The organism is Microbacterium sp. LMC-P-041, assembly GCF_030209555.1.
GTDB lineage: Bacteria > Actinomycetota > Actinomycetes > Actinomycetales > Microbacteriaceae > Microbacterium.
On sequence record NZ_JARVRV010000005.1, the window covers coordinates 114,962 to 129,000 of the forward strand.

At 65.6% G+C, this 14,039-nt stretch carries 18 protein-coding genes; all 18 read left to right on the forward strand.

Annotated elements, in window-relative coordinates:
* Positions 1-66 precede the first annotated feature (66 nt).
* Positions 67-2,145, forward strand: coding sequence for a glycosyl hydrolase (locus tag QRN21_RS10640; protein WP_285364014.1), 2,079 nt, complete (start codon positions 67-69; stop codon positions 2,143-2,145).
* A 73-nt stretch (positions 2,146-2,218) separates the two neighbouring features.
* Positions 2,219-3,955 (forward strand): DUF4012 domain-containing protein, encoded by a 1,737-nt coding sequence (locus tag QRN21_RS10645; RefSeq protein ID WP_285364015.1) that lies wholly within the window; start codon positions 2,219-2,221, stop codon positions 3,953-3,955.
* An 80-nt stretch (positions 3,956-4,035) separates the two neighbouring features.
* Entirely contained in the window at positions 4,036-5,547 is a 1,512-nt protein-coding gene (locus tag QRN21_RS10650; RefSeq protein WP_230100392.1) for a sugar transferase, read from the forward strand.
* A gap of 78 nt (positions 5,548-5,625) precedes the next feature.
* Positions 5,626-6,135, forward strand: a complete 510-nt coding sequence (locus tag QRN21_RS10655) for a hypothetical protein (RefSeq protein WP_285364016.1) — start codon at positions 5,626-5,628, stop codon at positions 6,133-6,135.
* Positions 6,135-7,154 (forward strand): M23 family metallopeptidase, encoded by a 1,020-nt coding sequence (locus QRN21_RS10660; RefSeq protein WP_285364017.1) that lies wholly within the window; start codon positions 6,135-6,137, stop codon positions 7,152-7,154. Before QRN21_RS10655 ends, QRN21_RS10660 begins: the two co-directional genes overlap by 1 nt.
* 95 nt (positions 7,155-7,249) lie before the next feature.
* Complete coding sequence (locus tag QRN21_RS10665) at positions 7,250-7,462, forward strand: hypothetical protein (protein WP_053099214.1); 213 nt, start codon at positions 7,250-7,252, stop codon at positions 7,460-7,462.
* An 864-nt stretch (positions 7,463-8,326) separates the two neighbouring features.
* Positions 8,327-8,635 carry a 30S ribosomal protein S10 gene (gene rpsJ / locus QRN21_RS10670; protein ID WP_017201594.1) on the forward strand — a complete coding sequence of 103 codons (309 nt, stop codon included), beginning with the start codon at positions 8,327-8,329 and terminating at the stop codon, positions 8,633-8,635.
* 8 nt (positions 8,636-8,643) lie between these two features.
* On the forward strand, positions 8,644-9,303 hold the full coding sequence (gene rplC, locus QRN21_RS10675) for a 50S ribosomal protein L3 (RefSeq protein WP_053097486.1): 660 nt from the start codon (positions 8,644-8,646) through the stop codon (positions 9,301-9,303).
* 2 nt (positions 9,304-9,305) lie between these two features.
* Positions 9,306-9,968, forward strand: a complete 663-nt coding sequence (gene rplD / locus QRN21_RS10680; protein WP_053097485.1) for a 50S ribosomal protein L4 — start codon at positions 9,306-9,308, stop codon at positions 9,966-9,968.
* Entirely contained in the window at positions 9,965-10,288 is a 324-nt protein-coding gene (gene rplW / locus QRN21_RS10685) for a 50S ribosomal protein L23 (protein ID WP_053097484.1), read from the forward strand. Before rplD ends, rplW begins: the two co-directional genes overlap by 4 nt.
* Positions 10,289-10,308: 20 nt before the next feature.
* Positions 10,309-11,148 carry a 50S ribosomal protein L2 gene (gene rplB, locus QRN21_RS10690; protein ID WP_053097483.1) on the forward strand — a complete coding sequence of 280 codons (840 nt, stop codon included), beginning with the start codon at positions 10,309-10,311 and terminating at the stop codon, positions 11,146-11,148.
* Positions 11,149-11,160: 12 nt separating this feature from the next.
* Complete coding sequence (gene rpsS / locus QRN21_RS10695) at positions 11,161-11,442, forward strand: 30S ribosomal protein S19 (protein WP_017829205.1); 282 nt, start codon at positions 11,161-11,163, stop codon at positions 11,440-11,442.
* Positions 11,443-11,467: 25 nt separating this feature from the next.
* Positions 11,468-11,866 carry a 50S ribosomal protein L22 gene (gene rplV / locus QRN21_RS10700; RefSeq protein WP_053097482.1) on the forward strand — a complete coding sequence of 133 codons (399 nt, stop codon included), beginning with the start codon at positions 11,468-11,470 and terminating at the stop codon, positions 11,864-11,866.
* Positions 11,866-12,621, forward strand: a complete 756-nt coding sequence (gene rpsC / locus QRN21_RS10705; RefSeq protein ID WP_042538759.1) for a 30S ribosomal protein S3 — start codon at positions 11,866-11,868, stop codon at positions 12,619-12,621. The genes rplV and rpsC overlap by 1 nt, the downstream gene beginning before the upstream one ends.
* Positions 12,621-13,040: a 50S ribosomal protein L16 gene (gene rplP, locus QRN21_RS10710; protein WP_053097481.1), complete on the forward strand. Its 420-nt coding sequence runs from the start codon at positions 12,621-12,623 to the stop codon at positions 13,038-13,040. The genes rpsC and rplP overlap by 1 nt, the downstream gene beginning before the upstream one ends.
* Positions 13,040-13,357: a 50S ribosomal protein L29 gene (gene rpmC, locus QRN21_RS10715; protein WP_017829202.1), complete on the forward strand. Its 318-nt coding sequence runs from the start codon at positions 13,040-13,042 to the stop codon at positions 13,355-13,357. The genes rplP and rpmC overlap by 1 nt, the downstream gene beginning before the upstream one ends.
* Positions 13,357-13,674, forward strand: coding sequence for a 30S ribosomal protein S17 (gene rpsQ / locus QRN21_RS10720; RefSeq protein ID WP_053097480.1), 318 nt, complete (start codon positions 13,357-13,359; stop codon positions 13,672-13,674). Before rpmC ends, rpsQ begins: the two co-directional genes overlap by 1 nt.
* Positions 13,671-14,039 carry a 50S ribosomal protein L14 gene (gene rplN, locus QRN21_RS10725; RefSeq protein ID WP_053097479.1) on the forward strand — a complete coding sequence of 123 codons (369 nt, stop codon included), beginning with the start codon at positions 13,671-13,673 and terminating at the stop codon, positions 14,037-14,039. Before rpsQ ends, rplN begins: the two co-directional genes overlap by 4 nt.

Here is a 14,039-nt window from a genome sequence, read left to right on the forward strand (position 1 = left end):
GACGGCTGTCAGGTTCGTTTCGACTCGACCCGATATGTTGGGAATCGGACACTTGGGGGGAAAGACATGATGGCTCTGCGCGCGACGAAGAAGACGATCATCATCGCGAGCGCGGTCGCCGTGCTTCTGGTCGGAGGCGGTGCTGCCGCAGCGATGGTGATCGCGGGACAGCAGCCTCAGCCTCAACCGCAATCAGAGGCATCGCCCGAGGTCTCTCCGACGCCGGTCGTGTCCGATCCGCCGGCCGAGGTACCCGTCACGAACGTCGCGCGGGCGTCGATCGACGGATGGACACTCGCGGACCGCACGGTCGTCGGCACGGTGCTTCCCGAAGTCGGTGACACCGCAGAGGGTGCTGTATCGCTGCGTGTGGATGCTCCGGCCGACGATGCCGACATCGTCGCCGCATCCGCTCCCGTCGCTCTCGCGCCCAGCACCGACTACACGCTCAGCGTCTCTGCGCGAGTCCTCGCCGAGGAGAAGGTCGAGAGCGGCGTCCGGCTGACCGTGGCTGGTCAGACCTTCACTCTTCCCGAGCTGGATGCGGAGTGGGAGACGATCGAGTTCCCGTTCACGACCGCCGCCGACCAGGCTGCCGCATCCACGTTCGACGTCGTGCTCTCGGGCGCTGTGCGCGGTTTCGGCATCGACGACGTGTCCATCGCGGCGGACGGCGGCGACAATCTCGTCCCGAACGGCTCGTTCGAGGCGGTGCAGACGCCGGCGGGCATCGTCAACGACTCCCTCGTGATGACCGACGAATCCGCTCTGCTCGCCGTCTCGCTCGCCGAGGGTGCCGTGCAGTGGAGCGCGACGTCGACGTCCGGCGGCGATCCGATCACCGGCGAGTCGAACTCGAGCGGACCGCTGTCCGCGCTGCCGCTGGCAGGCGTGCCGCAGGGGCACTACACCGTCGCGATCAGCGACGCCGCGGGCCTCCAGGTCCAGACGGACGTCGCCGTGATCGACGCCGACGGCTTCTCCGTGGCGCAGGACGGACGCTTCGGTGTCGGCGCGCACGTCGAGAAGGAGGCCTTCGTCGGCACCGGCTCGCTCGCGGCCGCCATCGGCTTCGCCGAGGTGCGCAACGACATCTCGTGGGAGCGCAACGAGAAGGTGGCCGGCCAGTACGCGTGGGACCAGAATTACGTACGCGAGTTCGAGCGCATGCACGCGAACGACGTGAAGCTGCTGGGCCTCGTCGTGTACGGCAACCGACTCTACGGCGCCAGGAAGGCGCCCGGCGACGAGGCCGCGATCCAGGCCTATGGCGCCTATGCGAAGGCCGTCGCTGACAGGTTCGACCTCGTCGGCCTCGAGGTGCTCAACGAGTTCAATCACCGAGAGAATGACACGGCCTGCGGTTCGGCGCCCGCGTGCTACGTCCCGATCGCGCAGTCCGTTCGCGACCACGTCAGCACCGCGTACCCCGACCTCCCGATCGTCACGGGATCCACGGCCCTCTACGACCGTGACTGGTTCGTCGGGTTCTGGCAGGCGGGTGGGATGGCCGTGACCGATGCAGCGAGCTATCACCCATACGAGTCGTGGATCAATCGCGACGCCGATCTGATCGCCGGCACCGTGCAGCAGTCATATGCCGACATGCAGGAGACGGCGGGGGAGACCCGGCCGGTGTGGGTCACCGAGATGGGTTTCCCGACGCACTACGACGGCGTCTCCGCGCTCGAGCAGGGACAGATGATGGTTCGCAATGAGGCGCTGGCCTTCGCGAACGGGGTCGAGAAGTACTTCTGGTACGACCTGGTCAACGACACGCCCGATCCCGCGGCAGGCGAGGCGAACTTCGGACTCTACGAGCACGCACCGCGCGCGAACGTGGTGGCGTTGGCGCCGAAGCCGGGTGCTTTCGCCCAGGCGCTGATGATCACGCAGCTTCGCGACAAGGCATTCACCACCGACGAATCCGACGATACGAGCACGGTCCAGGTCTTCGGAGCCGGAGATGACGAGACCCGAATCGCCTGGGCGGCGCAGGGCGAGGTCCAGCGCACCTTCGCATCGGATGCGCCACTGACCGTCACGGACATGTCAGGCCTCTCGCAGTCGTTCGAGCCCGAGGGCGGCGAAGTCACGCTGACTCTCGGCCCGTCTCCGGTGTTCATCACCTCCGCGGTGGAGTGAGGCAGTCGACGGCGGCCTCAGGGGCCGCAGGTACAATTCCCCAGATCAATCCAGCACGAGAGGCAAGTCCTTCATGAGCGCAGACCGTCAGGATGCGAAGGTCATCGACAACCCGAGCTCGGGCCGCCAGCGGCGCCGACGGCGGATCTGGGCGATCGTCATCGTGGTCATCATCGCGTTCCTCATCGCGGTGTGCTGGGTGGGCCTGCGAGCCATCACGGTGAAGGACGGCCTCGTCGAGAGCCAGGCGCTCATCGCTGAGATCCAGGACGGCGGTGACGTCGATGCAGTGCTTCCCGACCTGTCCGAAAGTGCCGCCAGTGCCGGAGCAGCGGCCTCCGATCCGGTGTGGTGGGTCATGGAGTGGATCCCCGTCCTGGGCGACAACCTCAAGGGTGTGCGTCTCGCGGCACAGTCGCTCGACACGCTCGTCAACGACGTCGCGCTGCCCGTGATGGGTGACGAGGACTCGACCGGCTCGATCACCGAGCGGCTTCTCGCCGCCACCGACGACCAGGCGAAGAACATCACTGAGCTCGCCGATGGGCTGGATTCCGTCTCGAAGTCGCCGTTCCTCGTCTCCGTCGTGCGTGACGGCGTCGACAAGGTCGACGAGGTCATGGGGTCCGCGGCGCCGATGATCGCCGCTCTCCCGACGCTGCTCGGAGGGGACGGGGAGCGCAACTACCTGCTCGTCTTCCAGAACAATGCGGAGACCCTCGCCCTCGGAGGCAGCGCAGCGGCCCAGACTCTCGTGCGCGTCGATGCCGGCTCGATCGCCATCGGGGGACAAGGTGACAGCGGCAACTATCAGAACGGCGTCGCTGTCGACGTCGATGTCCCGCAGAGCGCCATCGATCTGTACACGAGCTACCTGGTCGATCACATCAACACGAGCATGAGTCGCCCCGACTTCCCGACGGCGGCGAAGATCATGCGCGCATGGTGGCAGCGGGACATCGCCGACGATGAGATCGCCGGCGTCATCTCGATCGACCCCCTCGCCCTGTCTCGGATCCTGAAGGCGACCGGCCCCATCGAGCTGGCCTCCGGCGAGATGCTCTCGGAGGACAACGCCGTCTCTCTGCTTCTCAGCGAGGTCTACGGCCGCTGGGATTCGTACAAGGAGCCCGACCTCGTCGACGGGTTCTTCGCCGATACGGCGGCCGCTGTCTTCGAAGCGATCGCCGCCGGCGACTTCGATCTCAAGGACATGATGTGGGCGATCACGGAAAGTGCGTCACAGGGCAGCGTGCTGGTCTGGAGCGATGACTCGCAGGTCGCCGAGGCGATCGAAGGCGCCAGGATCAGTGGTGTGCTCCCCACCGTGAACTCCGACACGACGACCATGGGCATCTACTTCAACAACACCAACGGCTCGAAGATCGACTACTTCACCGAGACGGCGACGAGCGCCACGGCCACCTGCGAGGCCGACACCGCCACCTTCACCGCGACTGCGTCGCTCGGTCTACCACTCACGCAGCGCCAGGCCGAGGCTCTGCCGCGGTACGTGCAGAGCATGACCTTCGGCGCCCGCTTCCGAGACACGATCTATGTATACGGGCCTCCGGGGACCACTCTCAGCGACGCGACGTTCAACGGCGACGAGGTATCGATCGCCCACCGCGACATCGACGATCTCGGACGCCCCGTCGTCGCATTCGAAGCGTGGTTCGATCCGGGAGACTCGGTCGACGTGACGGCCACATTCGTCGGACCGAGCGGTGATTACGGCCCGCTCGCGGTGCGGACGAACCCGATGGTCAACGGCACGAAGCCCGTGGTCACCGACGACTGCACCGGCTGACGTGCGCGGAAGCCCCGGATTCCGGGGCTTCCGAGACCGATATACTTGCTCCCGTTCTGGCGTCAGCACAGTCAAGGGGGGTGAGAGTCGTCGTCGTTCAGCTCGAGCACGGTGGCTCCGGCTCGTCACGCGAGCCGTCGGAGACGACTCCGGTGCGCGCGAAGAAGGCGCGGCGGGTCGCCTGGACTCGGCTCTACGCGAGCCGTCTCTTCTACAACGATGTGATCGTGGTCCTGGTCACGCTGGTCGTATCCTCGATAGTCGTCCTTCCCGGGCTGCTCACCGGTGTGTCCTGGCCCGGCGGCCCTCGCGTCTCGTATCTCGTGGTGCTGGGCGCGATCGGATTCCTCTGGCTGGTCGCACTCGACGTCACGGATTCGCGCGACCGCCACACGGTCGGGCACGGGGCTGACGAATACCGTCGCATCGTGAACGCCTCGGTCGCGGTGTTCGCCGTCACCGTCGCGATCGCGTTCTTCCTCGGGATGGAGCTGTCGAGGGCGCTCGTCGCGGTCGTCTTCCCGCTCGGCCTGGTGCTTCTCCTCATGTCGCGATGGATGTGTCGCCAATGGTTGAGGGGGCGGCAGAAGACCGGCCAGTATCTGCACAGGGCGGTGGTCATCGGCGAGCCGTCGAAGGTCGCCCTCGTCGCGCGCGAGATCCGGCGGGCGAAGAGCAGCGGGTACGAGATCGTCGGCGTGATCACCGAGAACACGTCGGCGGCAGACATCTCGGGCTTCGAGGTGCTGGGGGACATCGCGAACGTCGAGAAGGTGCTCGACGAGGTGCGCTTCGACGCGCTGATCATCGTCGGCTCCGACGACCTCGATCCGCTGACGATGCGTCGGCTGGGCTACTCGGTGTCCGACCGGGACATCCAGCTCATCATGGCTCCGGTGCTGACCGACATCGCCGGACCCCGCATGCACGCGACGCCTGTTGCCGGCCTGCCCCTCGTGCACGTCGACTTCCCTCGGATGGAGGGCTCCAAGCGGTTCCTCAAGCGCGCGTTCGACATCGTCGGATCCTCGTTGCTGCTGGTCCTCCTCTCGCCGGTCTTCCTCATCGCGGCCATCGCGATCCGCATCGAAGGCCCGGGAAGCATCTTCTATCACCAGGAGCGCATCGGTCGGGGTGGGAAGACCTTCGGCATGCGCAAGTTCCGATCGATGGTCGCCGACGCCGACGATCAGTTGGCGACGCTGCTCGATCTTCAGGGCGACGGTGGAACGCCGCTGTTCAAGATCAACGACGATCCCCGGATCACCAGAGTGGGACGCTTCTTCCGCAAGCATTCGATCGATGAGCTGCCGCAGCTGATCGACGTGTTCCTCGGGGACATGAGCCTCGTGGGGCCTCGCCCGCAGCGCGCTTCCGAGGTCGCGTTGTACGACGACTTCGCCCATCGTCGCCTGTTGGTGAAGCCCGGTATGAGCGGACTGTGGCAGGTGAGCGGACGCTCGTCGCTCTCGTGGGAGGAGACGATCCGACTCGACCTGTACTACGTCGAGAACTGGTCGCTCATCCAGGATCTCATCATTCTCTTCCGCACCATCCGTGCCGTGGTAGCCCCCGGTGCGAGTGCGCACTGACGTCCGTACGACGACATTCGCGGCGACTGTCCGCGTCGTATCCAGGGCTGCGCGGCGTCGCTCGGTACATTCAGAATCATGAGATCCCCCCTTGCCCGGCATGTAGCCGCGAGTGCTCTGGCTGTCGTCGTCCTGATCGGTGGCGTCTCGGGCTGTGCCTCGCTGCCGGGCGCGTCGAGCCCCGTGCCCACATCGAGCGCAGCGCCCGCGCCGTCGGCGACCGAAACCGGGTCGGAGACACCGACCCCGACGTCGACACCGACTCCGACGCCGACGTCATCGGCGGAGTTCGGCGAGTTCTCCGGTGAGGAGCTGGCGCAGATCTGTGTCGACGCGACCCTCTCGGCATTCCCTGCCGACGTCGTCTTCTCCGCCGAGAAGACACGCATCGAGCACCGACTGGTGTCTCCGGAATGGCTCGTCCTGGTCCCCGCACAGGCCTCCGGCCTCGAGGCTCAGGCTCAATGCACGATCGGGGGATCGGCCGCCGCGCCTCAGCTCGGCATGTCCTCGGCATCTCTCGAGCCCCTGCCCGAGGAACAGATCCAGAACCTCATCCGCGGCGAGAACGAAGGCGGCGATCGCTAGTGTGCGACGCGGGGGACTCCGAGCCCTCGTCGACCGAGGCGACGCAGTCGTTCGTCTCTCGCAGGGGAGTGCTTCTCGGCACCGGTTTCGTGCTCGGCGCGGCCGCGGTCGGGTGGGAGTTCTTCTCTCCGACCCTTCGTGCGAGCGCCGAGGGAACCTACCTGCGACCGTGCGGGATCGTGCCGATCTCGAGCTCGTGGATGGGGCACAGGAATCGAAATCCGCCGTCGGGCGAGCCGGGCACCGACTACGCGGTCGTCCGGGGCACGCCGATCCGCGCGGCCACCAGTGGGGTCATCGTCGATCGCAAGGACTCCACGACGACGGCGACCGGGCGCTACCTGGCGTTGCGGACGGACGACGGCAACTACATCCGCTACCTGCACCTGCAGTCGAGCACGGTGCCGCTGGGTGCACGCGTCTCGCGCGGACAGCTGATCGCCTATTCGGGTGCGTCCGGTTTCGGAAGCGAGACGGGCTACGGCCCACACGTCCATGTGTCCCTCTGGATCGGCGGAACACCGCTCCAGCTCGGGTTCACCAACTCGGTCGACTTCGAGAACTACGTCGAAGGCGGTCCCATCAAGCCACCATCGGAGGACCCCGTGCCCATCCATCAGTCGAGCACTTACCAGTGGAACGCCGTCGTGCCGAGGGGGCTCTGGACCAGGATCCCGGTGGCCGCAGATCTGTACTGGCTGGCGCACAGCAGTGCGACAGTCAAAGAGACCGGTGACGTCGCGATCTACCTGACGACGGCCAAGGTGACGAAGGGCTTCCAACTGCGCATCGTCGCCGAGACTCTGAATTCCAGCGGAGCCCCGATCGCCAGCGCGCCGCAGCCGCCGTTCGAAGTCCCGGTCACCAGAGCGGAGGCCCCCAAATCGCCGACTTACGGACAGTATTCGCTGCCGTACTTCCTCTCCGGTCCGGTGCGCCTCTTCGCTGAGATCCGCGCGCTGAACACCGGGATCATCGTGCAGGAAGTGACCGTCAAGAAGAACTACTGGCTGTCCTAGACCGGCCCGGATGCGTCTTCCGCCGGCCACCCGTTGCGTGCAGAATGAACGTGCGTCGGGATCCGGCGCAACAGAACAGATGCAAGGGGGCCCGCATGGGTATCGATGAGACTGTCAACAAGGGCAAGGATCTGTACGAGCAGAACAAGGACAAGATCGCCGAGGCAGTGAAGAGCGAGCAGGCGGAAGACATCAGCGACAAGGTGCTCGACGGCGTCGCCGACTTCGCCAAGAAGATCGCACCGGGTGCCGCTGACAAGATCGACGAGATCCGCGACAGCGCCGACAAGGCCGTCGGCAACGAGTGAGACCAGGCGTCTGAGACGCAGAGCGGCGATTCCCCCCACGGGGGAGTCGCCGCTCCTCTGCGTGCGGCACCAAGTATTCGGCCCGCCGGTATCGCGTTTCACGCCCGGGTCCCCTTAGAATGGATGACGATCGCCTGGGGAACTTGCGATCAGGGATGTCGAAGGGGTTCGACTTCCCGAATTCACGCGGTTCGCCGCGTCAAACTGGGGATAACGATTTTGGGGATCATCGTGCGACGCGCGCACTCTGTGCGCTCAGACGTCTTCCCGCCCGCGCGGCGGTCTCTTCGCCGCGCCCTCGGTCGAGGAACCCGGCGTCCCTTCACGCCGGAGTCCTCGCGTTCGGTGTGCCCCCTCGCACTGAACGCCCTCCCCAAGCGGGGCGAGGCATGGGGATGCCTCGCCCCGCTCTCCTCAGCGCGCTGAGGGGTCGTCGGCGGCGTCGATCAGAGGCGCCGATCCGACGGCTGGGGTGCGCACTCAGGGGATGCTCAGCGAGTGCGACACGCCCGGGTTTGCACAAGTGAAATCGGCCGTGGCAGAATAGACAGGTTCGACATTCCGGCGCGCTCAGCGTCAGCCGGATCACCATCACGACAGTGCATAGGCGGCGCAGACGCGCAGGGACCTAGGCCGCGGGTGGCAGAACGATCCCGACATCTTCATCACGAGGGCTTCGCCGTGCGCGGCGGAGGTCGGACATCCGCTCGCCGAGGCGTGCGGGATGACAGCAGAACAGTGGTGCAGCAGATCGACTCGCGAGAGCCGTTCGAGTGCCGAGGCGCGAACAGCGCCGACGTGCGTCCAATGCCCCTGGGTCACCCGGCCCAGGTCGGTAAGACGCTTAAAGAGAGAGAGCAGACAATGGCGGGACAGAAGATCCGCATTCGCCTGAAGTCGTATGACCACGAGGTCATCGACACGTCCGCACGCAAGATCGTCGACACCGTGACCCGTGCGGGCGCAACAGTCGTCGGCCCCGTGCCCCTTCCGACCGAGAAGAACGTCGTGTGCGTCATCCGGTCGCCCCACAAGTACAAGGACAGCCGCGAGCACTTCGAGATGCGCACCCACAAGCGTCTGATCGACATCGTCGACCCGACGCCGAAGGCTGTCGACTCGCTGATGCGTCTCGACCTGCCTGCCGATGTCAACATCGAGATCAAGCTCTGAGGTCGGACATGGTTGACATCAACTCCAAGATTTCCAAGGGCATGCTCGGCACCAAGCTCGGTATGACCCAGGTGTGGAACGAGAACGGCAAGCTCGTTCCCGTCACCGTCATCGAGCTCGCCTCGAACGTGGTCACGCAGATCCGTACCCCCGAGAAGGACGGCTACAACGCCGTGCAGATCGCGTACGGCCAGATCGACCCGCGCAAGGTGAACAAGCCGCTGACCGCCCACTTCGAGGCCGCCGGCGTCACGCCGCGTCGTCACGTCACCGAGATCCGCACCGCGGATGCCGCTGACTACTCGCTGGGCCAGGAGCTCACGGTCGACGGCACCTTCGAAGCAGGCCAGCTCGTCGACGTCGTCGGCACGAGCAAGGGCAAGGGCTTCGCCGGTGTCATGAAGCGTCACAACTTCAAGGGCGTCTCGGCTTCGCACGGTTCGCACCGCAACCACCGCAAGCCCGGCTCCATCGGCGCATCGTCGACCCCGAGCCGCGTCTTCAAGGGCATGCGCATGGCCGGCCGTATGGGTGGCGAGCGCGTGACCGTCCTCAACCTCACGGTGCACGCCGTCGACATCGAGAAGGGTCTGCTGCTCGTCAAGGGCGCCGTCCCCGGTGCTCGTGGTCGCATCGTCTACGTCCGCAACGCAGTGAAGGGTGCCTGATCATGGCTGACTCCACTCTCGCGCTTGACGTCCTCAAGGCAGACGGCAAGAAGGCTGGCTCGATCGAGCTTCCCGCCGAACTGTTCGACGCCAAGACGAACATCCCGCTCATCCACCAGGTCGTCGTCGCGCAGCTCGCGGCGGCTCGCCAGGGAACCCACTCGACCAAGCGTCGCGGTGAGGTCTCGGGTGCAGGCCGCAAGCCCTTCAAGCAGAAGGGCACGGGTAACGCCCGTCAGGGCTCGATCCGCGCGCCGCACATGACCGGTGGTGGAATCGTGCACGGCCCCAAGCCGCGCGACTACTCGCAGCGCACCCCCAAGAAGATGATCGCCGCAGCCCTCCGTGGTGCACTCAGCGATCGCTTCCGCGGGGACCGTCTGCACGTGATCGACACGTTCGGCACCGATGGCGCCCCCTCGACGAAGGCAGCCGTGAGCTTCCTCTCTCAGGTCGCCACGTCGAAGAACGTCCTGGTCGTCATCGTGCGCAACGACGAGCTCGCGCTCAAGAGCATCCGCAACCTCAGCAACGTTCACGTTCTGACGTTCGACCAGCTCAACGCCTACGACGTTCTCGTCTCCGACGACATCGTCTTCACCCAGGCCGCGATCGAGGGCTTCATCGCCTCGAAGTCCGGCGCCAACCAGGAGGTCTCCGCATGAGCGAGCAGGCATCTGTTCTCCAGACGGCCCTGAACAAGGACCCGCGCGACGTCATCCTGAAGCCGGTCGTGTCCGAGAAGAGCTACGGTCTCATCGACGAGGGTAAGTACACCTTCCTCGTGGACCCGCGCGCTTCGAAGACCGAGATCAAGCTCGCCATCGAGAAGATCTTCGGCGTCAAGGTCGCAGGGGTCAACACCCTCAACCGCGTCGGCAAGGCTCGTCGCACCCGCTTCGGCACCGGCAAGCGCAAGGACACCAAGCGCGCCATCGTGACCCTGAAGTCGGGCACCATCGACATCTTCACGGCAATCGGCTGATCCGGGGGATAAGGACAATAATGGCTATTCGCAAGTACAAGCCCACGACCCCGGGCCGTCGCGGCTCGTCGGTGGCTGACTTCGCCGAGATCACCCGATCGACGCCGGAGAAGTCGCTGCTGCGCCCGCTCTCGAAGACCGGTGGTCGCAACAACCAGGGCCGCATCACGACCCGTCACATCGGTGGTGGCCACAAGCGCCAGTACCGTGTCATCGACTTCCGTCGCAATGACAAGGACGGCGTCGACGCCCGCGTCGCTCACATCGAGTACGACCCCAACCGCACGGCACGCATCGCGCTGCTGCACTACTTCGACGGCGAGAAGCGCTACATCCTCGCGCCGGCGAAGCTGAAGCAGGGCGACGTCGTCGAGTCGGGTGCTGGTGCCGACATCAAGCCGGGCAACAACCTCCCGCTGAAGAACATCCCGACGGGTACCGTCATCCACGCGATCGAGCTCCGTCCCGGTGGCGGCGCGAAGATGGCACGTTCGGCCGGTGCATCCGTCCGTCTCGTGGCCAAGGATGGCAACTTCGCCCAGCTGCGTCTGCCCTCGGGCGAGATCCGCAACGTCGATGCGCGCTGCCGCGCGACCATCGGCGAGGTCGGCAACGCCGAGCAGTCGAACATCAACTGGGGCAAGGCCGGCCGCATGCGCTGGAAGGGCGTCCGCCCGACCGTCCGTGGTGTCGCGATGAACCCGGTCGACCACCCGCACGGTGGTGGTGAGGGCAAGACGTCCGGTGGACGTCACCCCGTCTCTCCGTGGGGCCAGGCTGAGGGTCGCACCCGTCACGCCAACAAGGAAAGCGACAAGTACATCGTGCGTCGTCGTAACGCCGGCAAGAAGCGTAAGTAGGAGTAAGAGAAGATGCCTCGCAGTCTTAAGAAGGGCCCCTTCGTCGACGATCACCTGCTTCGCAAGGTGGTCGTGCAGAACGAAGCCGGCACCAAGAACGTCATCAAGACCTGGTCTCGCCGGTCCATGATCATCCCGGCCATGCTGGGTCACACGATCGCGGTCCACGACGGTCGCAAGCACATCCCCGTGTTTGTGTCCGAGACCATGGTCGGCCACAAACTGGGCGAGTTCGCGCCCACCCGCACCTTCCGCGGCCACGAGAAGGACGACAAGAAGGGCCGCCGCCGCTGACGCGGTGGCGATAGAGGAGAGAGAAATGGTGGAGTCCATCGCACGCGTGCGACACATCCGCGTGACCCCTCAGAAGGCTCGTCGTGTCGTCGCGCTCATCAAGGGCAAGCAGGCCCAGGAGGCTCTGGCGATCCTGAAGTTCGCACAGCAGAGCGCCAGTGAGCCGATCTACAAGCTTGTCGCGTCGGCCATGGCCAACGCACAGGTCAAGGCGGATCGTGACGGCGAGTACCTCGACGAGCAGGACCTGTACGTGGCTAACGCCTACGTAGACGAGGGGACGACGCTCAAGCGTTTCCAGCCTCGTGCACAGGGTCGCGCTTTCCAGATCAAGAAGCGCACGAGCCACATCACGGTCGTGCTCTCGACGCCTGAGGCGGCTCCGGCCGCTGCAAGCGACAGCAACAAGAAGGCGAGCAAGTAATGGGACAGAAAGTAAACCCGTACGGCTTCCGCCTCGGCATCACCACGGACCACGTGTCGCGTTGGTTCTCGGACTCGACGAAGCCGGGTCAGCGTTACGCCGACTACGTCGCCGAGGACATCAAGATCCGCAACCTGCTGAAGACGCAGCTCGACCGCGCCGGTGTCTCGAACATCGAGATCGAGCGCACCCGTGACCGCGTCCGCGTCGACATCCACACCGCCCGCCCGGGCATCGTGATCGGTCGTCGTGGCGCCGAGGCCGAGCGCATCCGCGGCGACCTCGAGAAGCTCTCGGGCAAGCAGATCCAGCTGAACATCCTCGAGGTCAAGAACCCCGAGGCTGACGCTCAGCTCGTCGCACAGGGCATCGCCGAGCAGCTGTCTGCTCGCGTGGCGTTCCGTCGTGCGATGCGCAAGGGTCTCCAGGGCGCGCAGCGCGCTGGCGCCAAGGGCATCCGCATCCAGGTCTCCGGCCGCCTCGGCGGCGCCGAGATGAGCCGCTCGGAGTTCTACCGCGAGGGTCGTGTGCCGCTGCACACGCTGCGCGCGAACATCGACTACGGCTTCTACGAGGCGAAGACCACCTTCGGCCGCATCGGCGTGAAGGTCTGGATCTACAAGGGTGACCTGACCAACAAGGAGCTTGCTCGCGAGCAGGCCAACGCCCCGAAGTCCCGTCGTGACGACCGTGGTGGCGACCGCCGCCGCGCGCCGCGCAACGAGGCCCCTGTCGCAGAAGGAGCGTCTGCCTGATGCTTATTCCCCGCAAGGTCAAGTACCGCAAGCAGCATCACCCCAAGCGTGATGGCCAGGCCACCGGTGGCACGAAGGTCTCCTTCGGCGACTTCGGCATCCAGGCCCTCACCCCCGCTTACGTGACCAACCGTCAGATCGAGTCCGCTCGTATCGCGATGACGCGTCACATCAAGCGTGGTGGAAAGGTGTGGATCAACATCTACCCCGACCGCCCCCTCACCAAGAAGCCTGCCGAGACCCGCATGGGTTCCGGTAAGGGTTCCCCCGAGTGGTGGGTCGCCAACGTCAAGCCGGGTCGCGTCCTCTTCGAGGTCGCAGGCGTCAATGAGGAGCTCGCTCGCGAGGCCCTCACCCGAGCAATCCACAAGCTGCCGCTGAAGGCACGCATCATCAAGCGCGAGGAGGGCGACGCGTAATGGCGATCGGCACCAAGGAGCTCGCTCCGGCAGAGCTCGACACGTTCGAAGACCAGCGCCTCGTTGAGGAGCTGCGTAAGGCCAAGGAGGAGCTGTTCAACCTCCGTTTCCAGTCGGCCACCGGCCAGCTGGAGAGCCACGGCCGCATCCGCGCCGTCAAGCGCGACATCGCGCGCCTGTACACCGTGATCCGCGAACGCGAGCTGGGCATCCGTGCGACGCCCGCTCCGGTCGAGGCTCCGGCCAAGAAGGCGACCAAGTCGAAGGCGAAGAAGGCGGACTCCGCTGACGACGCCGTGAAGGAAGAGGCTGAGTGATGGCCACCAAGAAGGAAGCTGCCGTCGAGGCTGAGCACGCAGAGCACGATGTTCGCGATGCGGATGCCCGTGGGTACCGCAAGTCGCGTCGTGGCTACGTCATCAGCGACAAGATGGACAAGACCATCGTGGTCGAGGTCGAGGACCGCGTGAAGCACCCGCTTTACGGCAAGGTCATCCGCCGCACCTCGAAGGTCAAGGCGCACGATGAGGCGAACTCCGCCGGCATCGGCGACCTCGTCCTGATCAACGAGACCCGCCCGCTCAGCGCCACGAAGCGCTGGCGTCTGGTGGAGATTCTGGAGAAGGCCAAGTGATCCAGCAGGAATCCCGCCTCAAGGTCGCCGACAACACCGGCGCGAAGGAACTGCTCACCATCCGTGTGCTCGGCGGCTCGCGCCGTCGTTACGCCGGACTCGGTGACACGATCGTCGCGACCGTCAAGGACGCGATCCCGGGCGGCAACGTCAAGAAGGGCGATGTGGTCAAGGCCGTCATCGTCCGCACGGTCAAGTCCACGCGTCGTCCCGACGGCTCGTACATCAAGTTCGACGAGAACGCCGCCGTGATCCTGAAGAACGACGGGGAGCCCCGCGGCACCCGTATTTTCGGACCGGTCGGTCGCGAGCTTCGTGACAAGAAGTTCATGAAGATCGTCTCGCTGGCGCCGGAGGTTATTTAA